Here is a 23,358-nt window from a genome sequence, read left to right as displayed (position 1 = left end):
ACGCTCCCGCCATACCCCTGAACAGGCCACCCCACTCGCCACCCTCAGGCCCCGCTCGGCTCGGCCCCGTTGAGGCGCGACGAAAGCCGGTGTGCGGCGGCAGCGACCGCGTCGACCGTCCGCGGCACCGCCTCCGGCGGGAGCCGGAAGACGGGTGCGGAGACGTTCACGGCGGCGATGACGTCGCCCCGGTGGTCGTGTACGGGAGCCGCGACCGCGATCAGGCCCGGCTCCATCTCCTCCACCGCCACGGCATGGCCGCGCGACCGTTCCGTCCGCAGCCGTTCGAGCACGGACGGCACATCGCGCGGGGCGGCGTCCGTACCCGGCAGCGGCTCGCCGCCCTCCGTCGCCAGCAACGCCGCCACCTCCTGGTCCGGCAGGTTGAACATCAGGGCGCGCCCTGCGGACGTGCAGTTCAGCGGCGAGCTGCGGCCGATCCACTCGTGTGCCTGCAATCCGCGGGAGGTGCGTTCGGTGAGTACCGTGACAACGCTGTGTCCGGACAGCACCGTCAGATACGCCGGCTCGCCGACCTGGTGCACCAGCTCGCGGAGTACCGGCGGTGCCTCGCGCTGCAGGCGGTCCTCGCCCGCTGAGGCGGCCAGGGCGAGCAGCTGCCAGCCGACGTGGTACCGCAGGCTCCTGGGATCCCGTTCGATGAAGCCCTCCTCGGCGAGGAGCTTCAGCGTCCTGGAGATCTGTGACTTCTCCTTGCCCAGCGCCTGGGCCACTTCCTGCACGCCCATCGGCCCCTGCCCCAGGATCCGGAGCACATCCAGCGCGCGCCGCACGCTGCTCAGGCTGTCGCTTCCCATACCGCCACCCTGTCGTGGGCGTGCGTATACAGCAACTCGCATTGCCGCATCCGCATGCACCCCCTCTACGGTCGTGGGTCATGTGCGGAATCGCAGCTCTACACAGCCGTGACGGAGACATCGACACCGTGTGCGCCGGCGCCTCGGCCCACCGGATGCTGGACCGGCTGGCCCACCGCGGCCCCGACGACAGCGGAACCCGTACGGTCGGCGGTCACACCTGGCTCGGCCACCGCAGGCTGTCCATCGTCGACCTCGACGGCGGACACCAGCCCCTCGGCGGCAGCCAGGGCGAAGATGACTGGTCACTCGTGTGCAACGGCGAGATCTACAACCATGCGGCCCTGCGTGAGCAGCTCCCCGCGCACGCCTTCGACTCCCGCTCCGACTCCTCGGCCGCCCTCGCGGTGCTGCGTACCGAAGGCCCCGCGGGACTGCACCGGCTGCGCGGCATGTGGGCACTGTGCGCGGCCACGCCCGGCGGCCGCTTCGTCGCCGCCCGCGACGCCGTCGGCATCAAGCCGCTGTACTGGGCGCACACCGATGGAGCCGTCCACTTCGCCTCCGAGCTGCGTGCTTTCGCGCCCGCGGCGCAGCGGTACGTCACCACGTTCCCGCCCGGCTGCTGGTGGTCCCCGGAGGACGGGCTGCACCGGTTCGCGGAGGCCGTGCCCGCCCGCACACGGGACGACGACTGGGCCGGCCTACCGCAACAGGTCGTCGAGAAGGCCACGTTCGAGTCCGTCACAACGTCCGTGCGGCGACACCTCATGGCCGACGTCGAGGTCGGCGTGTTCCTCTCCGGCGGTCTCGACTCCAGCCTGGTGGCTGCCGTCGCCGCCGAGGCCTACGCACGGCAGGGCCGACGCCTGAAGACATTCGCCGTCGGCACGGCGGACTCTCCCGACCTGCTCGCTGCCCGGGACGCCGCCGCGTATCTCGGTACGGAGCACCACGAGGCGCTGCTCGACGCCGAATCGGCGGAGAGGGTACTGGACGACGTGGTGCGGTGCGTGGAGTCCTTCGACGCCAGCCTGATCCGCAGCGCGGTACCCAACTGGTTCCTCGCCGAACTGGCCTCCCGGCACGTCAAGGCGGTGCTGACCGGCGAGGGCGCGGACGAGCTGTTCGCCGGCTACGGCTACTACCACGATCGGCACTCCTCCCCCGACGCCCTGGACGCCGAACTCCGACGCACCGTGCACACACTGCACGGCCTGAACCTCCAGCGCTGCGACCGCGTCACCATGGCGCACGGCCTCGAAGCGCGTGTCCCCTTCCTCGACGCCGGCGTCATCGCGCACGCCATGTCGCTTCCCGCGTCGGTCAAGGCACTGGAGGACGACGGCATGGAGAAGGGCCACCTGCGCCGGGCCTTCGCCGGCCGGCTGCCCGAGCGCCTGCTGTGGCGCCGCAAGGAACAGTTCGGCACCGGCAGCGGCGCGCAGAGCGTCCTCGTCCCCTGGTGGGCCACCCGGATCACCGACGCCGAGCTCGCAGCCGCAGTGGCCGAGGAGGGCGCCCCTGACCTGCGCAGCAAGGAGGAGCTGGGCTACTACCGCATCTTCCGCGAGGCGTTCCCGGACATCCGCCCGGAGGCCGTGATCACGCGATTCGCCACGGCCTGAGTCCGGTCCGGGCCCGAGCCCGGCGGGAGGCTTACGGAGGCCGCTGTGCACTATGTGCACAGCCTGTGCACAGATTGCTTCGCCTGTGGTTAACGTGAGCGAAACACCTCGGGCGGCACTGCGCCTCGCGGCGTCGTGGCGCCGTGGGAGCCGGCGTGTGCCCTGTGCAAAGGAGCACGCATGGCAGAGCTTCGACCGACCGCGGCACCGGCCGACGATCCACAGCAGCACTCCCGGAAGCGCAACGCCCTGGCCGCGGTGGTGGGGTCGGTGCTGGAGTGGTACGACTTCTTCCTCTTCAGCACGTCAGCGGCGCTGGTCTTCAACAAGATCTTCTTCTCCGGCGAGTCGGAGTTCGTGGCGACGCTGGCGTCGTTCGCCACGTTCGCGGTGGGGTTCGCGGCCCGCCCGCTCGGCGGGCTCGTCCTTGCGCACCTGGGCGACCGGTGGGGCCGTAAGCCGGTCCTCCAGATCACCCTGGTGCTGATGGGGGTGGGCACGATCGCCATCGGGCTGATGCCGACGTACGAGCAGATCGGCATATGGGCGCCGATCCTGCTGGTGTTCTGCCGCATCCTCCAGGGGCTCGGCGTCGGTGCGGAGCTCGGTGGCGCGTATGTGTGGACCACCGAGAGCGCCAAGCCCAGCCAGCGCGGATTCTTCGCGGCGCTGCCCGGCGGTGGCGAGTTCCTGGGCGTGGTGTGCGCGTCCGGTGCGATGGCGGTCGTGTCGTCGATGGACGAGGAGTCGTTCCTGAGCTGGGGCTGGCGCCTCCCCTACCTCGCCTCGGTCATCGTGGTGATCGGCGGCTTCCTCCTCCGGCACGTGGCAGACGAGAGCGAGTCGTTCAAGGAAGCGGTCGCGGAGGGCAAGAAGGAGAAGCTGCCGCTGACCGCCGCCGTCCGCAGTCACGGCCGGACGATTCTGCTGATGATCGGTGCGGGCTCCGCCACGGCCGTCGCGTCGTACTCCATCCAGGGATACCTCCCGGCGTACACCACGCAGCAGTTGGGCATGCCGGCGAATGCGGCGGTCATCGCGATCACCATCGCCGCGTCCGTGTCCGTCATCGGCGTACCGGTCTGCGGTTGGCTCTCCGACCGGTTCGGGCGGCGCCCTCTGATCATCACCGGTGCACTCGCGACAGCCCTGTTCGCCGCGCCGTTCTGGCTGCTCGTCGGGACGAAGTCGCTGCCGGTGATCACGATGGCGGTCTGCCTCGCGTTCGCCGTACTGCTCAATTCACTGGTCTTCGGTCCCTCGGGCTCCTTCTTCTCCGAACTGCTGCCGACCGAGGTGCGGTTCAGCGGCCTGGTGCTCGCCCGCGAGAGCACGGCCGTGCTGTTCTCCGGCACCGCGCCGTTCATCGCCACCCTTCTGGTCCATGCCGGAGGGGGCAGCCCCTGGCTGCTTGCCGGTTACATGGCACTCTCGGGAGTCATCACCGCCGTTTCGGTGCTGCTGCTGCCGGAGACCGCACCCCGCGCGCTGCGCCGCAAGGCCATCAAGTCCGGGGACAGTGACGGCAGCACTCCGATCGACGTCCAATACGCAGAGGTGTAGCAGAAGTGTCAGATCAGAAAGTCCCGCGGCCCGGGGAGCACGAAGTCCTGTGCCTCGGGGAGGCCATGGTCCTGGTGGCACCCCAGCAGGGACAGCGGCTCGCCGCGGCCCGCGACGCGACCCTCGGCGTCGCGGGTGCCGAGTCGAACGTGGCGCAGTACCTCGCCGATCTGGGCCACTCCGTGGCCTGGGCGAGCCGGGTCGGCAGCGACCCGCTCGGCGACCGGGTGCTTGCCGCGGTCGCTCAGCCCGGTGTGGACGTGCGTCACGTCGAGCGGGACCCGTCGGCCCCCACCGCCGTCTACTTCAAGGACCCCTCCCCCGAGGGCGGCACCCGGGTGCACTACTACCGGGCCGGGTCCGCGGCGTCCCGGCTCACCCCGGCCTACCTGGACACGCTCCCCATCGGCTCGGCACGTCTGGTGCACCTCTCGGGAGTCACCGCCGCACTGTCGGCGAGCTGCGCGGCGACCGCAACGGACCTGTTCGACCGGGCGCGCGAAGCGGGGGTGCTCCGCTCGTTCGACGTCAACTACCGCCCGGCGCTGTGGCGTACGGAGGACGCAGCCGCGCCGCTGCTCGCCCTCGCCCGCAATGCCGATGTCGTGTTCGTCGGGCTCGACGAGGCGGCGGAGGTCTGGGGCACCACCACCGCCGAGGACGTACGCGACCTGATCGGGCCGTCGGTGAGCGTGGTGGTGAAGAACGCCGAGGTCGGCGCGGTGCTGTTCGAATCGGGTGCCGGCGAGGACCCGGGGACGTTCGTCCCGGCCGACCAGGTCGAGGTCGTGGAGCCGGTCGGCGCGGGTGACGCGTTCGCGGCGGGCTACCTGTCCGCCTGGCTGCGGGGCGCCGAACGCGCCGAGCGGCTGCGCCTGGGCCACCGGGTCGCCGCCTTCGCCCTCGGCTCGGTGGACGACCACGTCGACGCGACCTCGCTGCGCGATGTGCCGCCCACGGCCCGCCCGGAAGGGGCGGCGCGGTGAGCCAGGCCGTCGAGCGGGCCATCCAGATCATGGAGATGCTGAGCGAGGGCCCGCAGCATCCGACCGCGATCGCCGAACGGTTCGGCGTGCACCGGACCACCGCGCTGCGCCTGCTCCAGGACCTCTGCCAGGGCGGCCTCGCGCGCAAGCGCGAAGACGGCACCTTCGCCGTGGGGTACCGGCTCGCCGGGCTGGCGCAGGCGGCGCTGGAGCAGTTCGACCTGCGCGCGATCGCGCACCCGTTCCTCGTCGAGCTCGGCCGCAAGCTCCGGGCGACCGTACACATCGCCACCGTCGAGGACGGGCGCGTCATCTACGTCGACAAGATCGAGCCGCAGGGCGGCGTACGGCTGTACTCGCAGATCGGAAAGCCGGTCGTGCTGCACAGCTCCGGCGTCGGCAAGGCGATTCTCGCGTTCATGCCGGAGCAGGAGCGCGCCGAGCTGCTGGACGGCTATGTCTACGAGCGGTTCACCGACACCACGGTGACCACGGCCGACGCGTTCGCGGCCCGACTGCGCGACATCAGGGCGCGGGGCTGGGCCGAGGACGACGGGGAGTACGAATCGTTCGTCAACTGCGTGGCCGTCCCCGTCCGGGACGGCACCGGGACCGTGAGTACGGCCGTCTCGGTGACGGCGCTCAAGGCACAGGCCGATCTCACCGCCCTTCAGGGGCACCTGCCGGCCATCCGGCACACCGCACAGACCATTTCGCGAGCACTCGGGTGGACCCAATGACCACATCCGCGAACACCACGTCCGGCACGACCCCCGCGGGCAACACGCCCGGCGCGGACCTCTCCGGTCAGCTTTTCCACGAGGCGTTCGAGGCACTGCCCCTCATGGCGATCCTCCGCGGCTTTGACGTCGAACGCACGGTCGCGGTGAGCCGCCGCGCCTGGGACATCGGCATCAGGCTCGTCGAAGTGCCCGTACAGAACGACACGGCGGTGGCCGCGCTCCGCGCCGCGGTCGAGGCGGGCCGGGAGCGCGGCGCCGTGGTGGGCGCCGGCACCGTGACCACGGTCGAGCGCGTCGCGCAGGCGGCGCGGGCGGGGGCGCGCTTCACCGTGGCGCCCGGCTTCTCGCGCGAGGTCGCCGAAGCATCGCTCGCCGCGGGCCTCCCCCATCTGCCGGGCGTCGCGACCGCGTCCGAGATCCAGCAGGCCGAGGCGCTCGGTCTCACCTGGCTGAAGGCGTTCCCGGCGACCGACCTCGGCTCGTCCTGGATCACCTCGATGCGGGGCCCGTTCCCGGAGGCGCGCTTCGTCGCGACCGGCGGCATCAACCTGGCGAACGCCGAGGAATTCCTCGGCGCCGGGGCCGCCGCGGTGTCGCTCGGATCGGTGCTGGCCGACCCGGAACAGTACGCACGGCTCCCCGAGCTCGTCGAGTCGATCAGGACCACCCGCACCGGAAACGGACTCCGTACCGGAAAGGCCGGAGAGACCGGAAAGGAAGACCGATGAAGATCGTTGCACTGGAGACCTTCTCCGTGGCACCCCGCTGGCTGTTCCTCGCCATCCGCACCGACGAGGGCATCACCGGCTGGGGCGAGCCCGTCGTCGAGGGCCGTTCGGCCACGGTCGCCGCGGCCGTCGAGGAGCTCTCCGACTACCTCGTCGGCCAGGATCCGTTCCGTATCGAGGACCACTGGCAGGTGATGACGAAGGGCGGCTTCTACCGGGGCGGGCCCATCCTCTCCAGCGCGGTGGCCGGCATCGACCAGGCGCTGTGGGACATCAAGGGCAAGGCCCTCGGCGTGCCCGTGTACGAACTGCTCGGCGGCGCGGTACGCGACCGGATGCGCACCTACTCGTGGATCGCCGGGGACGAGCCGGCGGGGGTCTCCGAGCATGCGCTGGAGCGTATGCAGCAGGGCTTCGACGCGGTCAAGATGAACGGGACCGGGAAGGCCCGCGCGCTGGAGTCCAAGGCCGAACTCGACGCGCTGGTGGGCCGCGTCGCCGCCGTACGCGAGGCCATCGGCGACGAGGCCGACATCGCCATCGACTTCCACGGGCGCGTCTCGCCCGCGGTGGCCCGCGAGGCCCTGCGGCTGCTGGAGCCGCTGCACCCGCTGTTCGTCGAAGAGCCGATCGTGCCGGAGCTCACCGCGGACTTCGGGCGGATCTGCTCGTCCACGACCGTACCGATCGCCACCGGTGAGCGGCTCTACTCGCGGTGGGACTTCCGCGATCTGCTCGGCTCGGGGATCGCGGTCGCGCAGCCGGACCTGTCCCACGCGGGCGGCATCTCCGAGGTCCGCAGGATCGCCGCGATGGCGGAGGCGCACGGTGTGGCGCTCGCCCCGCACTGCCCGCTCGGCCCGATCGCCTTCGCCGCCTCGCTGCAGATCGACTTCGCCACCCCCAACGCGCTGATCCAGGAGACCAGCCTGGGCATCCACTACAACACCAAGGGCGGCTCCGACCTCCTGGACTACCTGGTCGACAAGAGCGTCTTCGACTTCGCCGACAGCCACATCAGCCTGCCGACCGCGCCGGGGCTCGGCATCGAGGTCGACGAGGCAGCCGTGCGCAAGGCCGCCGAGGTGGGCCAGCGCTGGCGCAACCCGGTGTGGCGGAACGCCGACGGCTCGCTGACCGAGTGGTAGCCCGAGCGGCAGAGGTCCGGGCGCCGTCGGCAAACATTTGACAATCTTGCGCAAGGTTGTCGAAGCTGGCCGGAAGCCGGGGTACGTTCATCGTCCGAGCGGCCGACACCGCCGCCGGCATCCGGCGGCCGGCCGCGGGTGAGGAACTCGCCAACACCGTGGAGCGCCCCTGATGAGCAAGCCCGACAGCATCGCAGCCGTCGACGTCCTGGTCTCCAGCCCGACCCGCAACTACGTGACCCTCAAAATCACCACCGAGCAGGGCCTGGCCGGCTGGGGCGACGCCACCCTCAACGGCCGTGAGCTGGCCGTCGCCGCGTACCTCCGCGACCATCTGGCCCCGCTGCTCATCGGCCGCGACCCCGCCCGCATCGAGGACACCTGGCAGTACCTCTACCGCGGCGCCTACTGGCGCCGCGGTCCGGTCACCATGACCTCCATCGGCGCGGTGGACCTCGCTCTGTGGGACATCAAGGGCAAGGCCGCGGGGCTGCCGGTCTACCAGCTGCTCGGCGGTGCCGTACGCGACCGGATCCTGTCCTACACCCACGCCAAGGGCTGGGACGTGCCCCAGCTCCTGGACTCCCTCGACGCCCGGCTCGCCCAGGGATTCAAGGCCGTACGGGCCCAGACCGGCGTCCCCGGCCTGGACATCGTCTACGGCGTCACCAGGGAGGACGCGGCGTACGAGCCCGCCGGGCGTGGCATCGCCCCGGTCGAGGAGACCTGGGACACCGACGCGTACCTGCGGCACGCCCCCAGGGCACTGGAGGCGGCCCGCTCCCACATCGGCCCCGAGGTCGCACTCCTGCACGACGCCCACCACCGCCTCACTCCCAACGAGGCGGCGCGGCTGGGCCGCTCCGTCGAGGACCTGAACCTGTTCTGGCTGGAGGACGTCACCCCCGCCGAGAACCAGGAGGTACTGCGCACCCTTCGCGGCAGGACCACCGTCCCCCTCGCGATCGGCGAGGTCTTCAACACGATCTGGGAATGCCAGAGCCTGATCACCGAGCAGCTCATCGACTACGTGCGCTGCTGCGTCACGCACGCGGGCGGCATCAGCCACCTGCGCCGCATCGCCGCTCTCGCCGACGTCTGGCAGATCAAGCTCGGCCCGCACGGCCCCTCGGACGTCTCCCCCGTCGCCCTGGCCGCCTCGCTCCATGTCGGCCTGGCCACACCCAACTTCGCCATCCAGGAGTACATGGGCTACGACCCACTGGTGCACGAGGTGTTCCGCCACTCCTGGTCGTACGAGGACGGGCACCTGCATCCGGGAGACGCACCCGGCCTCGGCGTCGAGGTCGACGAGGAGCTCGCCGCCCGCCACCCCTACGAGCCCGCGTACCTGCCCGTGGCCCGGCGCCGCGACGGCTCGATGACCGACTGGTGACCCCTCCCGGAGCAAGGACGTACCCGCACATGAGCACCGCCCCCGCCACCGCGCCCCGCCTGAGCACCGCCACGTCGCCGGCCGGCGCGCTGCTGCACCACCGGACGCTCGGCCCGGCCGACACCGGCATCGTCCACCTCGGCCTCGGCAACTTCCACCGTGCCCACCAGGCCGTCTACACCGCGGCCGCGCTCGCCCACGAGGGCGGCTCGTGGGGCGTCCTCGGCGTGGCGGGGCGCTCCGCCGACGTCGCCGACGCACTGCGCGCCCAGGACCTGCGCTACACCGTCGCCGAGGTGTCCCCGGCCGGGCTGCGCTGCGTCATCCCCGCCGTGCACACCGGGGCGCTGGTCGCCGCGCGGGAACCGGAGTCGGTACAGCGCGCCCTGGCCGCCCCCGGCACGCGCGTGATCTCCCTGACCGTCACCGAGCACGGCTACACGTACTCGCCCCGCACCGGCGGCCTCGACCTGGACCACCCCGGCGTCCGGGCGGACCTGCGCGGCAACCGCACCGCACCGCGCACCACCCTGGGCCGCATCGTGCGCGCCCTCCAGGAGCGGGCCGACGGCCACGGCTCCCCCGTCACCGTCCTCAGCTGCGACAACCTCGTCGGCAACGGCGACCACACCCGCCGCCTCATCGAGGAGTTCGTCGCCCAGCTGCCGGAGAGCGAGGGCGCGCCGCTCCGCGCCTGGATCGCGGCCGGGAACGTCACCTTCCCCAACACCATGGTCGACCGCATCGTGCCGGCGACGACGGACGCGGAACGCACCGCCGTGGCCGAGGCGCTCGGCGTGCGCGACGACGTGCCCGTCCCCGCCGAACCGTTCACCATGTGGGTCCTTGAGGACCGCTTCGCCGCGTCGCGCCCCGCCTGGGAGGCGGGCGGAGCGCTGTTCACCGAGGACGTGGAGCCGTACGAACTCCTCAAGGTCCGGCTGCTCAACGGCACGCACTCGCTCATCGCCCACCTCGGCGCCCTGGCCGGGTGCGACACCATTCCGCAGTCCACGGCGCACCCCTTCGTCACGGAGGCGGCCCGCGCGGTCCTGCTCGGCGAGTACCTCCCCAGCCTCACCGTCCCCGACGACGTCGACCTGGACGCGTACGTGGACCAACTCTTCACCCGCTGGGCGAACTCCGCGCTCGGGCACCGCACCCGCCAGGTCGGCTCGGACGGCTCCGTCAAGCTGCGGCAGCGGGTCCCCAACCCCGCCCTGCTCCACCTGCGCGCCGGACGCATGCCGCACCATCTCGCCCTCACCGTCGCCGCCTACCTGTGCTGCCTGGCCCCGTCGGCCGGGTTCGACCCCGGTGAGCACGCGGCCGCCATGGTGGACCCGGCCCGCGAACGCCTCGCAGCCCTGCGCGCCCGCACCGCCGACGGCCCGTCCTTCGCCGCCGCGGTACTGGACGACGGCCTCCTCGGCAACGCACTCCCCGAACACCCCGCCTTCGCCACCCGCGTCGGCGAATTCATCGACCTGCTCCACACCCACGGCCCCCGAGCGGCCGCGGCAGAAGCCGCCCGGTCATGAGGCGCCGCTCGGCGGCCCGACACCGAAGCGGGGCACGCGTGGTGCAGGTGTGTCGACACCCATAGGCTCTCCGGCGAGCACCGCACCACGAGAACGAGGAAAACATTGACCAGGTGGTCCACCGCACTCGCCGAGGCGGGCATCAACGATCCATCGCTGCGGCAGGATTACGAAGCCCAACGCCGGCTGGTTCGGCGCTTCAAGCCCCAGGAGTTCCTGGCCGTTCGGCTGCTCCTGCCCGCGCGTCTCCAACCGTCCGTCGTCGCCGCCGTCGCGTTCATGCACGAGACCGACAGGCGCATCGACGTGGGTGAGGTGACCACCCGGCGGGACGCACTCGACGCCTGGAGCCGGCAGGTCGCAGAGGCGGTGGAGCACGGCACATCCGATCAGCCCACCCTGAGCGCTCTGGCCGACACGGCCGAGCGGCACCCGCACCTCTCGACGTACGTCCGGAAATTCCTGGACGGCGCGCACGTAGAAGCCGGTTGGACGGGGTTCGAGACCGAGAGCGACTTCCAGGCGTACGTGGACGCCTACTCGCATCCAGCGCTCATGCTCACCGCGTCGCTGGTGGCGCCGACGGCACAGGCAGAGCAAGCCGATGCGTTCGAAAGCGGCTGCCGCACCCTGATCGAAGCGATGCAACGCGCCGACTTCCTGGCGGACCTCTCCGAGGATGTCCCGCAGGGCAGAATCGGCATCTCCCGCGAGGAGTTGGCGCACTTCGGGATCGCACTCGATGACCTCCTGAGCCCCTCTCCGACGTCCACACCCGCACTGGAGCAGCTCGTCCGGGCTCAGGCTCGCACCATCAGCGCCGGCCTGAACTCCTGCCGGGAACTCCCCGAGTTGGTGGCGCCGGAAAACCAGCCCTTTCTGCGCGCCTTCATCCGCGTGCAGGAGCTGCAACTGGAGGACGTGCAGAGCAAGGGCGCCAGGCTCTTGCAGGAGGAAGCGGGCGCATCAAAGCGGGCTGCCCTAGGGGTACTTCTGCGGCACTGCCTCGCCGCCAGGAAGCAGCGGCGTCGGCGTCATCAGTGACGCCACTCAGCGGGTTCGGCCGAGCACCGTGCGCGAGTTGCTCCACAGGCCCCACCAGCCGCCTGCACAGGATCTCCACGGAGCGGTGTTCCGTTACCCGACCATGACATAGCGATCTTGACAGTTGCCACCATTACGCAAGTAGGTTCAGCATGAAACGAATTTTTTACTGAAAACCGGCGTCCCTGCGCCGGGAGAAGGGACGTCCATGGGTTCCCACGCCCGCCCCAACCGAATCCACCGGACCGGGGTCAGGATCGCGACGGTGGCACTCTTCGGGGCGGCTCTGCCGCTCACCGCCGGCGGCCTCGCCCAGGCGGCCACTCCGGGCGCCACGCATTCCGCCGATGAGAACGGTCAGCAGAGCGGTGCGGCCACCGTTGCCGAGCAGCAGAACCTGGGCACGCAGGACCAGACGGCGCCCAAGATCAACACTGATCACGCCTTCCTGCTGGATGCCCGCGACGGCAGCCAGGAGCGGGAGCTGTGGGCCGGGGCCAAGGCGGACGAGAGCGTGCCGATGGCCAGCACCACCAAGATCATGACGGCCTTGGTGGTACTGAAGCACCCGGAGTGGCTGAACCGGCAGATCACGGTGAAGCAGGAGTACCGCGACTACGTCCAGGCCAACGGCAGCAGCACCGCCGACCTCCAGACCGGCGACAAGCTGACCGTCAAGCAGATGCTGTACGCCATGATGCTCCCCTCCGGCGGCGACGCCGCGATGGCTCTGGCCGACACCTACGGCTCCGGGGACACCGTGGACGCGCGGATCGCCGACTTCGTGAACCAGATGAACGTCGAGGCGCAGGCGCTCGGCCTGACCGGCACGCACTTCGACACGTTCGACGGCATCTCGCACGGCAACAACCACAGCACCGCCCGCGACCTGGCCAAGCTCGGCCAGCGCGCGATGCTGCAGCCCACGTTCGCCGAGGTCGTGCAGAACAAGCAGTTCAAGACCGAGGCCCCGGCAGCCAACGGCCACACCCGGTACTACACCTGGACCAACACCAACGAGCTGCTGACCAGCTACGACGGTGCCCTGGGCATCAAGACCGGCAGTGGCCCGGAGGACGGCTACTGTGTCGTCTTCGCCGCCAAGAAGGACAACCGCACCCTGGTGGGCGCGATCCTCGGAGCCGACACGGACAAGGGCCGCTTCGACGACGCCACCAAGATGCTCGACTGGGGCTTCGCCCACTGAGTCGCCTGCACCACATGACAGACCGATGGGACCGGTGAGCGGTCTTCAGTCGCGGGGCAGGAGGGACCCCAGTGGGCCGAGGTCGAGGTTGAGATCTTCGAGGCGCAGGCCGTGCTGGTCGCACAGTTCAGTCATCCGCTCGTCGAGCAGCATGAGCGTCTCTCCGATCCGGTCCACCTGTGCGTCGCCGAGGTCCCCCTGCTCCACCCGGCGGATCGCCTGCCGTTCCATCAACTGCCGCAGTAGTTCCACCACGGTGAGTACCAACGCGACCAGATCGCGGCCGACTTGGTCGCGGTCGATGTCGAACCTGTTGTCGGACCTGTTGCCGGACCGATGGGTCGTCCATGCGTCGATCCGCTCGTGGAACCGCGTATCGCTCCGTACGGCACGCTCCGTCACAGGGGGCCTCCGTCCGGCCACGGCGCGGGCACCCGCTCGCTGACCGAAGACAGCAGTGCGCGGAGGGAGAGACGTACCAGGGGTACGTCCGCGATGGCGATGACCACATCGCCGCTCACGACGACGCCCGTGGCCAGTACGCGGTCCAGCAGGTCGACGAGCGGGACGCCGAGGGGCCCGGAGAGGGGCCCGGGCGTCTCCCAGGGGACCGGTTCATGAGAGGCCACGTCAGACCTCCCCGACGAAGGAGTACGGCGCCCACGGCCCGGACAGCTCGATCTGTGCTCCGGTTCGACCACGCAGCCCCTCCACCGCATCCGCCAGTTCTCTTTCACGCCGGCCGGCCACCAGATACGCGGCGTTGAGGATCTGCACGCGATTCCGCTCGCCGGTCACCTCCTGGCCGTGTGTACGGAGGCGTTGTGACGCGCTTGCCCAGTTGCGGAGTTCGGCGTCGATGTCTTCGGCCGTCTGCAGCGTGCGGTCGTGATGCCGCTCCCGCGCCTGGTGCATGCCGCGCTTGCGCTCCAGGTAGGCACGGCCGGCCCCGGCAGCCCGGCCACTGCCGCTCCGGGGTGGTTCGGGCGCGCCGCCGGTGGGCTCTGGAGCGGTGGCGGGCAGATAGACCTTCACGCCCCACTCGGCGTGTCCCTCGATACGGTCCAGGGCTGCGGTGAAGCGCTCCGTGTCCTTGCCCAGGGCCGCCCGCGCTCGCTCGTCGCCCTGGTAGAGGGTGGCAAGCGCGAGCGGGGCCGTCGGCCCGGCAGCCGTCACGGCGGTCACCACCTCGTGATGGGCGCGAGCGCATCGCTCAAGTTCTTGCCGGTCCGACAGCCGCTGGTGCCATGCTTCTTCCGTGAACTCGTCGGCAGGCACGTCCTGGACGATCGCGGTGAGCGGCCCGAACGTCAGGGCACGTACCGGGAAGCCGTCGACGAGGCCGGAGAGCCCCGAGAGCCCGGTGAGCGCGGTGGGGTCGAGGCGTCGGCATACGGCGAACACGTAGGTGGCGGTCGCGTCCATCAGGGCGCCAGAGGTCTCCGGCGTCATGAGACGGCCTCGGTGTCGTCGCCCGCCTCCAGGGCTTCCACTCGCTCGCGCAACCGGCGGTTCTCGTCCCGCAGTTCATTGCGCGCAGCCGTGGAGCTGAGCGCCGGGTCGGTTTCCCACCAGTTGATGCCGGCCTTCTTGGCCGTATCCACCGACGCCACGAACAGGCGCAGTCTGATCGTGAGGAGTTCGATGTCGAGGAGATCGATCTTGATGTCCCCGGCGATGACGATGCCCTTGTCGAGGACGCGTTCGAGGATGTCGGCGAGGTTGGTGTTAAGGGGACCGGAGGCGGGCGAGGTGCCCTGCCTGAAGTCGACGTCGGTCACGTGTGCACTCATTCCTCTTCTTCGTCGTCGCGTTCGTCGTCGGTCTCTTCCCAGTCGCCGTCGTCGACGTCGCCCTCCTCCTCGTACTCCGCGTCGTCGTCATCCTCGCCTTCGACCTCGTCGTCCGGGCCGTCTCCGCCATCCGAGTCGGCTCGGGTGCAGAGGAGGCCCTGCACCCGAAAATCCCGGGCACACCTGCCCGGCCGGCACCGCCGCCGGCCGAATGATCGAGCCGGTCGGGTGGATGATGGATCCGGCTTCGGGGACGCTACGGAACAAGGGGGCGCGCGTTGAATCGTCTGACAGGAGCGGACCGGGAGGCCGGGCGGCCCGCTGTCGTGGCGCCCGCGGTGCTGCCCCCGTCGCTGCGCGCGTGGCTCGGGACGATCGCGGCCCTCGCTGCGGTGGTGGTCGTGGTGCTCGGGGTCCGGTACGCCGGGCAGGGCGAGCCCGGCAGGGTGGACGGGTGGATCGTCGAGCCGACGGCGGACAGTGTGCGGCCGCCGTGGCGGTACGCCGCTCTGGCCACGGACTTTCTGGGGGAGCCCGCCGGAGCGGCGGCGCTGGTCGTGGCCGCCGTGACGGGCTGCCTGCTGCTTCGCCGTCCCCGCGCGGCGGTGTGCGTCGTTGCCGGGACAGGCGTCACCGTGGGGGCGACGACGCTGATCAAGCCCCTGGTGGGCCGCACCATCCACGGCGCGGACAACCTGTCCTACCCGAGCGGGCACACCGCCTTCTTCACCGCGCTCGCCCTTGCCGTGGCGCTGCTCGCGGCCGGCCGGCTCGGCCTCGGCAGGACGGCCGGTACGTCACTGGTGCTCGCCGCGGCGCTGGTGGCCGGCGCCGCGATGGGGTGGGCACAGGTCGCGTTGGGCGCGCACTACCCGACCGATGTCCTCGGCGGCTGGTGCACCGCGCTGACGGTGATTCCGGCCACCGGGTGGCTGGTCGACCGGATCGCCGACCGGATCGGCGGACGAACGGCCGACCGACTGGCCGACCGGCAGGACGACGGGCTGGACGGTCGGAGGGCCGGCGCCGGTCGGCGGGAGCGTCGCTGACGCCACGCCGCTCCACGCCGCATCACGTCACGGGGCGCCCTGTCACGGCACACCGCTCCCCGCCCTGCCCGCTCCGCCCCGTCACACCAAGCGGCGGAACACCGGCTTCACCGGTCGCCCGGCCAGCCAGGGGGTGGGGTCCCCGGCGTCCAGCGCCTTTCGGTACACCGCGCAGGCCTGGGACACCACGTCGACGGTGTGGTCGATGTCGGCTTCGTCGAGCGCGCCGCTCACCACGAACGACGGGGCGAGGACGCCGCCCGCCAGGAGTCGGCGCAGGAACAGGGTGCGGTACTGCTGCGACGGCTGCCCGGTCTCGTCGAGGGTGGCGAAGACCAGGTTGCTGGCCCGGCCCCGGACGACGACGTGGTCGCCGACGCCCATGCTCGCCGCGGCGTCGCGGACGCCGGCGGCCAGCCGCTCCCCGAGGGCGTGCAGCCGCGCGGTGACGCCCTCCTCGGCGTACGTGGTCTGCACGGCCATCGCTGCGGCCAGGGAGTGCGTCTCCGCGCCGTGCGTGGTGGAGAGGAGGAACACGCGGTCGGCGGAGTGACGCAGCCCGCCCCGCTCCATCAGTTCGCGGCGCCCGGCCAGTGCGGCGACGGCGAATCCGTTGCCCAGCGCCTTGCCGAACGTGGAGAGGTCGGGGACGACGCCGTACAGCCCCTGAGCACCCGCCTCGGACCAGCGGAAGCCAGTGATCATCTCGTCGAAGATCAGCACGCAGCCGTGCCGGTCGGCCAGCTCGCGCAGGCCCGCGAGGTACCCGGGCGGGGGCTCGGTGTGGGTGGCGGGTTCGAGGATCAGGCAGGCGATCTCACCGGCGTACCGGGTGAGCAGTTCTTCCGTTGCGGTCAGGTCCCCGTACGGGAACGCCACCGTGAGGTCGGTGGTCGGCGCAGGAATGCCGGCGGACATCGGTGTGGTGCCGATGAACCAGTCGTCGGTCGAGAAGAAGGGATGGTCGCCGCAGAGTGCCACCCGCGGGCGGCCGGTGACGGCGCGGGCGAGGCGTACCGCGGCGGTGGTGGCGTCGGAGCCGTTCTTCGCGAACTTCACCATCTCGGCGGTCGGGACGGTGGCGAGGAAGCGTTCCGCGGCCTCGACCTCCACGATGGACGGGCGGACGAAGTTGCTGCCGCGGTCGAGTTGGCGGCGTACCGCCTCGGTCACGCGCGGGTGGGCGTGGCCGAGGCTGACCGACCTCAGCCCTGACCCGTACTCGATGTAGCGGTTCCCGTCGACGTCCCACACGTGGGCACCGCGGCCGTGGCTGATGACCGGGGCGAGGTGCTCGGGGTACTGGTCGTCGCCCTTGGCGTAGGTGTGCGCCCCGCCGGGGATCAGGGCGTGCAGCCGCTCGTTGGCCGCCCGGGACCGGGGCAGGAGGAACTCTTCGGTGTCCACGGTGACTTCAGCTCTCCTTCTGCTTCAGGGCCTCGGCGAGGCTCGGTGCCTCCCGGTCCCGCTGGGACATCGAGGTGACCGGCAGCGGCCAGGGGATGGCGAGTTCCGGGTCGTCGTGGGCGATCGTCACGTCCTCGGCCGGATCGTGCGGGCGGTCGATCCGGTACGAGGTGTCGGCGGTCTCGGTGAGCGCCTGGAAGCCGTGCGCGCAGCCCGCCGGGATGTACAGGGTCACCTGCGTCTCGCCGGAGAGATCGAAGGAGGCCACGTTGCGGTAGGTCGGCGAGTCGGGCCGCAGGTCGACGACGACGTCGAAGATCCGCCCGTACGAGCACCGCACCAGCTTGGCCTCGCCCGCACCGGAACGCAGGTGCAGACCGCGCAGGACGCCCCGGACCGAGCGGGAGACGCTGTCCTGGACGAAGGCGTACGGGTCGAGGCCCACCGAGCGGATCACATCGGTGTCGAAGGTGCGGCAGAAGAAGCCGCGTTCGTCGGCGTACGGCGTCGGCTCGAAGAGGTACGCACCGGCGATTGCCGGGACTTCGATCGCTTTCATGGAGTCTCCTGGAACAGGGTCCTGGTCAACGCGTTGAACTGGTCGTGGAGTTGTCGGGTGGCGAGCTGGTTGCGTCCGACGAGAAGCTGCCGCAGTTCCGCCGATCGCTTCTCCAGCTCACGGAACTGTTCGAGGAGTCGGTCGGCGTCGACCTCGCGGGCCGAGTGGCAGTACGCGGCGAGGCCCATCCGGTCCATGAGCGCTTCGCTCTTCGCCGCATAGCTGAGTGCGAGCACCGGTGTACCGGTCTTCAGCGCGCAGATCAGGTTGTGGTAGCGGACCGCCACCACGGTGTCGGCAGCCGCCATCTCTGTCATCAGGTCGGCCAGTGAGGCCGGCTCGGCAGCGGTGACCAGCGGCGAGTCCACCGCTTCCAGGATCGCGTCGACCACCGACACATCGCACTCGTCGCCGGTGAGCAGCCGGACCGGCCTGCCCTCCTCGACCAGCGCGCGGACGAACCGGATCGTCCCGTCGAGGTAGCGGCGGTATATCGCCTCGGCCCGGGCGCGGTCGTCGTTGCCGCCGTGGAAGTCCATGACGCCGACGCAGACCAGGCCCGGCGTCGCGTTCGCCCCGGGCGTGGGCAGGGCGAACGCGAGGTCCGGGTAGACCTCGTCGCGTGCGGTGTCCACGCCCATCGCGCGCATCGCGTCGCGGGACAGGCCGTCGCGGTACGAGCGGTAGGTGGCAAGCCGTGCCGACCAGCGCACCAGGGCGCGGGTCGGCCGCTCGGAGATCGTGTCCGCGCCGACACCGACCAGTGCGACCCGGGTGCCGAACAGCCGGCCGGATGCGCAGAGCAGGAACAGCGAGTACGGGAAGCCCCACGGCCGCAGCGGCAGTGTGGCCTCCAGGACGCCCATGCCCGGCACGATCACCACGTCGTGCCGGCGCACCCAGGCGGCGGTGCGGAAGACATCGACGAGTTTGCCCAGGCCCTTCGCCGCGATCGCGGCCGCACGCGACGCGGTCCGGTACTCGCCGCGGTTCCAGTGCAGCCGCGTCGCGGGTATCCCGTACCGGGTCGTCACGGCCTCCGGGCCGCCGCACAGCGCGTCCACGACCGCCTCCGGGTGCTCGGCGCCGAGGTACCCGAGGACGGCCTCCAGCGATCCGTCGTTGCCGAGGTTGCCGGAGCCGAGCAGGCCGAACACCCCGACGCGTACCGGGGGCCTTCTCGGGGACGTCACCCCTGCCTCCCCTCGCGTCCGGCGACGATCGCGTCGACGGACACGCTGAGCAGCGCCGGATCGACCGGAGCCCGGTCCTCGACCCGCTCGCCCGCGCCGCCCGGCCGGACCCGGCTGGTCAGCCACGCGGCCAGGTGGCGGTGGCACGCGCGCCGGTCGGCAGCGGACAGCGGCGCCCGCCGGATCGCCGAGGCGAAGCCCCAGATGTACTCGGCGAGCAGCCGGGGCGTCGGGTGCAGCGGGCCGGCCCGGCGGGGGTCCAGGTTGACGCACCGGGAGCGCTTGGACGGGTTCGCCCGCTCGGCGCGGGTGGGGTGGTCGCGGCGGAAGTACAGCAGCTCCGGCACCTGGTGGAAGGCCCCGTGCAGGGTGATCTCGGCGACGTACGTGCGGTCCGCGTGGTGGTAGCTGTCCATCGGCTTCACCCGGCGCAGCACATCGGCCCGCATCACCCCGTAGAAGTCGTCACCGCCCGGCTCGAACAGCAGGCTGCGGAACCGCTCGGGCGGGTGCGGCGAGTCGGTGGCGAGCCCGTACTCGTAGGGGACCTTCACCCGGCCGTCGCCGTCGATGACTGCCTGGCCGGTGTGTGCGAGGATCACGTCCGGCCGCTCGTCCAGCGCCTCCACGCAGCGCCGCAGCAGGTCACGGCCGTACAGGTCGTCGTGCGAGGCCCACTTGAACAGCTCGCCGCGGGACTCGGCGAGTACCCGGTTGTGGTTCGGCGTGGCGCCGATGTTGCGGGGCAGCCGGAGGTACCGGATGCGTGCGTCCTGCGCGGCGTACTTGCGGCAGATGTCCTGGGTGCCGTCGGTCGAGGCGTTGTCGGAGATGACCAGTTCGAAGTCCTCGTAGGTCTGGCCGAGCAGCGCGTCGAGGGACTCGGCGAGGTACTCCTCGCCGTTGTACACGGGCAGGCCGATGCTCAGCCTGGGTCGGGCGGTCATGAGGTCCTCACTTCGGGGTGGGGGTTGTGGTGGTGCTCGCGCAGCGCGGACCGCAGTTGCAGCCACCACACGGCCGAGCCGCTGACGGTCGCGGCGGCGACGCCCCAGGCCGAGCCGACCGTGCCGGCCGCGACCGCGCCGCCGAGCCCGCCGCCGACGTAACAGGCGGAGGCGAACAACTGGCAGCGCAGGCTGCGCCGGGCCGCGCCGAGCGCGCGCAGTCCGGCAGCAGCGCCGGTGCCGAGGCCTGCACCCGCGACGCCGAGGGTGATCGGCACGATGAGCAGTGCGGCGGAGTGCCAGACGTCGCCGAGCACGAGTGCGCCGAGCCGGTCCGGCATCAGCAGCAGGGCTCCGCCCCAGAGCAGTGCGGCGGCGGCCTGCCCGCCGCCCAGCAGGAGGCAGAACCTGCCGAGGCGGTGCGGGGCCTGCCGCAGCACCCGTGCCGCCTCCGGGACGGTGACCAGCGACAGCCCCATCAGCACGGCGAGGAAGGGGCCGAGCAGCAGCTCGGCGCCCCGCACCGCACCCACCGCGCCGACTCCGACGATCGCGCCGAGCCCGTAGGCGCGCAGCTGGCTCGCGCCGCTGAGGCTGACGTTCTCGACCAGGTACCGGTAGCCGAGGTCGCGCTGCTCGCGAAGCCATCCGCGCGCTCCGGACAGCCGGGGCCGGATGCCGGACTGGAGGCAGCCGTACGCGGCGGCCACCGCGGCGGACGCGCCCCAGGCCAGCACGAAGGCGGCCACACTGCCCACGCGGGCCGCCACGAGCATGGCCGGGACGAGCGCGGCGCCCCACACGAGGTCGTTGACGAACGCCTTGCGCCCGGTGCCCGCGGCGAAGAACGCGAACCGCCAGGCGTCCTGGAGCAGCAGCCCCGGCAGTACGACGCCGAGGCAGGCAAACGCGGACCCCACGCTGCCGCCGAGAGCGAGGCCGGCCACCAGGCACGCCGCGCCGATGGCGGCCCCGACGCCGAGCGCGGTACCCGACGACCGGGCCACCCCCCGGCGCCAGGCCGCTTCCGGCACGCCGCTGAAGCGCACCACGAGCGGGTCGGTGGCCAGCCCGCGGGAGACGTTGAGCACCACGCCGTAGGTCACCCAGGCGAGGCTGAACACGCCGAACGCGGTCACCCCCAGCGAGCGGGCCACGTAGATGCCCACCACGAAGTTGGACATGCTGGAGGCCGCCTGGTCGGCCAGGCCCCAGGACAGCCGGCCGACGAGGGCCCGTTTGGCGGACCCGGCCGGTGCCGCCGCGGTCGCCGCCGGCTGTGGATTCTCCCCCTCGGTGGTCATCTGCTTCATGCCTTGATCAGCCCGGCGCCGTGCAGGGCGTCGGCCGCGTCGGCGACGGTGTCGAACGGCAGCCCGGACCGCTCGGCGACGTCCAGCAGAGTGTGGTCGCCGTCGGAGAGGTTGAGTACCCAGAGCATGGCCATCTGGGCCTGCTTGGTGTCGCTGCGGCCGCCGAGCGCGTCGTACAGCCCGCGCCGGCCCAACTGCGGTTCGCCGTAGGGGCTGAGGTTGAGGTACCGCCGGTTGCGGTCGAGGACGGTGAATGCCTCGCGGCAGACGGCGAGCGTGTCCGCCATCGCCTCAGGGGAGACGAAGTCCGGGTTGTCCGCCGAGGTGTGGTACTCGGGGTAGCTCGCGTACGGGGTGCGGGTGAGCGAGCCCACGCCGAGATCGAAGCCGGGCGAGCAGTACTGCCGCTCGTCGTAGCCGTACGGGGTGAACTCGGCTATACGGTGCGGACGTTCGGAGGCTTCGAGCACATGCCGCAGCACCCGGTCGATCTCCGCGTCGCCACGCCTGCTCTGCTTGTACGTCAGTTGGCCTCTGTCGCCGGCACAGGCCAGCACCAGGCCGTGCTTGACTTGATAAACGCGGTCCTTGTTGCGGGCCAGCCACGTGATCGCCCCGATGGTGCCGGGCGCGTAGATGAACCGGTAGGTGTAGTACGGCGTCGTCTCCGCCAGTGCGCGGGCCAGGAACGTCGCCACCGCGATGCCCGCAAGGTTGTCGTTGGCCAGCGACGGGTGGCAGACGTGGCAGGAGACGATCACTTCGTCGGGGACCTGACCGGGGACCACGTGCTCGGCGTAGGTGAGGTGGCCGTCCGCGAGTGTGGAGTCGATGCGAACCTCGTACTCGCCGTCCGGCATCGCGTCCAGGGTCTCCTGGGCCAGGCAGAACCCCCATTCCGGCTTGTAGTAGCTGGTGCGGTACGGCACCCAGGCCGGGTGGTCGGGAAGGGTGTGCAGGTGGTCGCGCAGCTCGGAGAGGGGCATGGTCCGCGACACCGGCACGCTGTAGCCGAGCACGTGCAGGCTGGACGCGGCGAAGTCGACGACCCGGTTGCCGGAGGCGTCGGCGATGTACGCGTCCCGGATGTTCCACTCCTGCGGCACCGTCCAGTCGAGCACCTGCGTCCCGGTCGGCACCTCGTGCACCTGCAACGGGAGGTACTCATTGACGATGTCCAGGGTGGCGCGCACACCGTCGCCGGTGATGCTCCGGCAGAGCGGGTACAGCCGCTCCACCAGAGCATGCATCTCCTCGCCGACAGCGGTCATCGCCGCCACCGCAGGGTGTCGTCGACGGAGCCGGCGTCGGAGGCCGCGCGCAGTACGGCGAGGCGGGTGAAGCGCTGCTCGAAGTCCTCCCGGGTCAGCCCGTGTGTCCGGTAGGCGTCGGCGAGTTCCCGTGCGCCCTGCTTCACCGTCCACTCGCAGTCGAAGCCGGGGATCGCGGTGCGGAACCGGGAGAAGTCCACCCGGTACGACCGCGGATCGGCGCCGTTCTCCCCGGTGATCCGCACCTTTGCGCCGGACACCGCCTCGGCTACCTGCTCTGCGATCTCCGCGACCGTGACGTTGTTGACCTCGCTGCCGATGTTGAAAGCGCGGTCGTGCACCGCTTCGCGCGGCGCGGTCAGCGCGGCCGTGAAGGCCCGTGCGATGTCGGCGGCGTGCACCAGCGGGCGCCAGGGGGTGCCGTCGGAGAGCACCAGCACCTCGCCGGACAGGAGCGCGTGGCCCACCAGGTTGTTCAGCACGATGTCGGCGCGCAGCCGGGGCGAGTAGCCGAAGGCCGTGGCGTTGCGCATGTAGACCGGGGTGAAGTCGTCGTCGGCCAGTGCGTGCAGGTCGTCCTCCACTCGCACCTTGGACTCCGCGTACGGCGTCACCGGGCGCAGCGGGGCGTCCTCGCCCACCAGGTCGTCGCCGCCGGCGGCGCCGTAGACCGAGCAGGTGGACGCGTACAGGAAGCGCCGCACTCCGGCCTCGCGGGCCAGCCGGGCGAGCTGTACGGAGGCGTGATGATTGATGTCGTAGGTGAGTTCCGGTGCAAGCGATCCCAACGGGTCGTTGGACAGCGCGGCCAAGTGGATCACGGCGTCCACCCCGGCCACGTGTTCGGCGGTGAGGTCGCGCAGGTCCACCCGGTGTCCCTGCGGGTCCGCGGGCGGCGGGCCGAGCACGCAGTCGGCGAACAGACCGGCGTCGAGGCCGACGACTTCGTGTCCGGCGGCCGTGAGAACCGGGGCCATCACGGTGCCCAGGTAGCCCTGGTGTCCGGTGAGCAGTACGCGCAAGG

24 protein-coding genes are annotated in these 23,358 nt (G+C 71.3%); 11 read left to right on the top strand and 13 right to left on the bottom strand.

Features of this window, described 5'->3' with window-relative positions; genetic code table 11:
* Positions 1–44: 44 nt before the first annotated feature.
* Positions 45–818 (bottom strand): IclR family transcriptional regulator, encoded by a 774-nt coding sequence (locus ABZ840_RS29615; RefSeq protein WP_361564372.1) that lies wholly within the window; start codon positions 816–818, stop codon positions 45–47.
* A gap of 80 nt (positions 819–898) precedes the next feature.
* On the opposite strand from ABZ840_RS29615, the gene asnB reads away from it, so the two are divergent.
* The 10 genes from asnB (at position 899) to ABZ840_RS29565 (ending at position 12,802) form a co-directional block, all read left to right on the top strand.
* The gene (gene asnB, locus ABZ840_RS29610; RefSeq protein WP_361564369.1) at positions 899–2,446 is read left to right on the top strand and encodes an asparagine synthase (glutamine-hydrolyzing); all 1,548 of its coding nucleotides are present in this window, start codon (positions 899–901) and stop codon (positions 2,444–2,446) included.
* 180 nt (positions 2,447–2,626) lie between these two features.
* Positions 2,627–4,009, top strand: a complete 1,383-nt coding sequence (locus ABZ840_RS29605) for an MFS transporter (RefSeq protein ID WP_361564366.1) — start codon at positions 2,627–2,629, stop codon at positions 4,007–4,009.
* Positions 4,010–4,014: 5 nt separating this feature from the next.
* A complete protein-coding gene (locus tag ABZ840_RS29600) occupies positions 4,015–4,995 on the top strand; it encodes a sugar kinase (protein WP_361564363.1) in 981 nt (326 codons plus the stop codon).
* A complete protein-coding gene (locus ABZ840_RS29595) occupies positions 4,992–5,735 on the top strand; it encodes an IclR family transcriptional regulator (RefSeq protein WP_361564360.1) in 744 nt (247 codons plus the stop codon). The genes ABZ840_RS29600 and ABZ840_RS29595 overlap by 4 nt, the downstream gene beginning before the upstream one ends.
* Positions 5,732–6,466, top strand: coding sequence for a bifunctional 4-hydroxy-2-oxoglutarate aldolase/2-dehydro-3-deoxy-phosphogluconate aldolase (locus ABZ840_RS29590; protein ID WP_361564357.1), 735 nt, complete (start codon positions 5,732–5,734; stop codon positions 6,464–6,466). The genes ABZ840_RS29595 and ABZ840_RS29590 overlap by 4 nt, the downstream gene beginning before the upstream one ends.
* A complete protein-coding gene (gene dgoD / locus ABZ840_RS29585) occupies positions 6,463–7,614 on the top strand; it encodes a galactonate dehydratase (protein ID WP_361564354.1) in 1,152 nt (383 codons plus the stop codon). The genes ABZ840_RS29590 and dgoD overlap by 4 nt, the downstream gene beginning before the upstream one ends.
* A gap of 172 nt (positions 7,615–7,786) precedes the next feature.
* Positions 7,787–9,010: a D-mannonate dehydratase ManD gene (gene manD / locus ABZ840_RS29580; RefSeq protein ID WP_361564351.1), complete on the top strand. Its 1,224-nt coding sequence runs from the start codon at positions 7,787–7,789 to the stop codon at positions 9,008–9,010.
* Positions 9,011–9,039: 29 nt separating this feature from the next.
* Complete coding sequence (locus ABZ840_RS29575; protein WP_361564348.1) at positions 9,040–10,551, top strand: mannitol dehydrogenase family protein; 1,512 nt, start codon at positions 9,040–9,042, stop codon at positions 10,549–10,551.
* 105 nt (positions 10,552–10,656) lie between these two features.
* Positions 10,657–11,595 carry a squalene/phytoene synthase family protein gene (locus ABZ840_RS29570; protein ID WP_361564345.1) on the top strand — a complete coding sequence of 313 codons (939 nt, stop codon included), beginning with the start codon at positions 10,657–10,659 and terminating at the stop codon, positions 11,593–11,595.
* 208 nt (positions 11,596–11,803) lie between these two features.
* On the top strand, positions 11,804–12,802 hold the full coding sequence (locus tag ABZ840_RS29565) for a serine hydrolase (RefSeq protein WP_361564342.1): 999 nt from the start codon (positions 11,804–11,806) through the stop codon (positions 12,800–12,802).
* Between the two features lie 45 nt (positions 12,803–12,847).
* Here ABZ840_RS29565 and ABZ840_RS29560 read toward each other — a convergent pair whose 3' ends face one another.
* The 5 genes from ABZ840_RS29560 to ABZ840_RS29540 are packed head-to-tail and all read right to left on the bottom strand — an operon-like array spanning position 12,848 to position 14,759.
* Positions 12,848–13,159 carry a gas vesicle protein K gene (locus ABZ840_RS29560; protein ID WP_361564505.1) on the bottom strand — a complete coding sequence of 104 codons (312 nt, stop codon included), beginning with the start codon at positions 13,157–13,159 and terminating at the stop codon, positions 12,848–12,850.
* Positions 13,160–13,200: 41 nt separating this feature from the next.
* A complete protein-coding gene (locus ABZ840_RS29555; RefSeq protein ID WP_361564339.1) occupies positions 13,201–13,431 on the bottom strand; it encodes a gas vesicle protein in 231 nt (76 codons plus the stop codon).
* Position 13,432: 1 nt separating this feature from the next.
* Complete coding sequence (locus tag ABZ840_RS29550; protein ID WP_361564336.1) at positions 13,433–14,254, bottom strand: GvpL/GvpF family gas vesicle protein; 822 nt, start codon at positions 14,252–14,254, stop codon at positions 13,433–13,435.
* On the bottom strand, positions 14,251–14,583 hold the full coding sequence (locus ABZ840_RS29545; protein WP_361564502.1) for a gas vesicle protein: 333 nt from the start codon (positions 14,581–14,583) through the stop codon (positions 14,251–14,253). Before ABZ840_RS29545 ends, ABZ840_RS29550 begins: the two co-directional genes overlap by 4 nt.
* 8 nt (positions 14,584–14,591) lie before the next feature.
* Positions 14,592–14,759: a hypothetical protein gene (locus ABZ840_RS29540; protein WP_361564333.1), complete on the bottom strand. Its 168-nt coding sequence runs from the start codon at positions 14,757–14,759 to the stop codon at positions 14,592–14,594.
* A 114-nt stretch (positions 14,760–14,873) separates the two neighbouring features.
* On the opposite strand from ABZ840_RS29540, the gene ABZ840_RS29535 reads away from it, so the two are divergent.
* Complete coding sequence (locus ABZ840_RS29535) at positions 14,874–15,644, top strand: phosphatase PAP2 family protein (protein WP_361564330.1); 771 nt, start codon at positions 14,874–14,876, stop codon at positions 15,642–15,644.
* Positions 15,645–15,725: 81 nt separating this feature from the next.
* Here ABZ840_RS29535 and ABZ840_RS29530 read toward each other — a convergent pair whose 3' ends face one another.
* From ABZ840_RS29530 to ABZ840_RS29500, 7 genes are read right to left on the bottom strand one after another with little or no spacing between them, the layout of a single operon-like run.
* Complete coding sequence (locus ABZ840_RS29530) at positions 15,726–17,051, bottom strand: glutamate-1-semialdehyde 2,1-aminomutase (protein WP_361564327.1); 1,326 nt, start codon at positions 17,049–17,051, stop codon at positions 15,726–15,728.
* A gap of 7 nt (positions 17,052–17,058) precedes the next feature.
* A complete protein-coding gene (gene rfbC, locus ABZ840_RS29525; RefSeq protein WP_361564324.1) occupies positions 17,059–17,610 on the bottom strand; it encodes a dTDP-4-dehydrorhamnose 3,5-epimerase in 552 nt (183 codons plus the stop codon).
* Positions 17,607–18,803 carry a polysaccharide pyruvyl transferase family protein gene (locus ABZ840_RS29520; protein WP_361564321.1) on the bottom strand — a complete coding sequence of 399 codons (1,197 nt, stop codon included), beginning with the start codon at positions 18,801–18,803 and terminating at the stop codon, positions 17,607–17,609. Before ABZ840_RS29520 ends, rfbC begins: the two co-directional genes overlap by 4 nt.
* Positions 18,800–19,750, bottom strand: a complete 951-nt coding sequence (locus ABZ840_RS29515; protein WP_361564318.1) for a glycosyltransferase family 2 protein — start codon at positions 19,748–19,750, stop codon at positions 18,800–18,802. The genes ABZ840_RS29520 and ABZ840_RS29515 overlap by 4 nt, the downstream gene beginning before the upstream one ends.
* Positions 19,747–21,054: a hypothetical protein gene (locus ABZ840_RS29510; protein ID WP_361564500.1), complete on the bottom strand. Its 1,308-nt coding sequence runs from the start codon at positions 21,052–21,054 to the stop codon at positions 19,747–19,749. Before ABZ840_RS29510 ends, ABZ840_RS29515 begins: the two co-directional genes overlap by 4 nt.
* Before the next feature lie 5 nt (positions 21,055–21,059).
* Complete coding sequence (locus tag ABZ840_RS29505; protein ID WP_361564316.1) at positions 21,060–22,334, bottom strand: DUF4910 domain-containing protein; 1,275 nt, start codon at positions 22,332–22,334, stop codon at positions 21,060–21,062.
* Positions 22,331–23,356, bottom strand: a complete 1,026-nt coding sequence (locus ABZ840_RS29500) for an SDR family oxidoreductase (protein WP_361564313.1) — start codon at positions 23,354–23,356, stop codon at positions 22,331–22,333. The genes ABZ840_RS29505 and ABZ840_RS29500 overlap by 4 nt, the downstream gene beginning before the upstream one ends.
* Between the last annotated feature and the right edge of the window lie 2 nt (positions 23,357–23,358).

The sequence above is a fragment of the Streptomyces sp. NPDC047117 genome, from assembly GCF_040643545.1.
In the GTDB taxonomy this organism is placed as follows: Bacteria; Actinomycetota; Actinomycetes; order Streptomycetales; family Streptomycetaceae; genus Streptomyces.
Note: the sequence above shows the minus strand (reverse complement) of the source record. Positions and strands in the feature narration are given on the sequence as shown.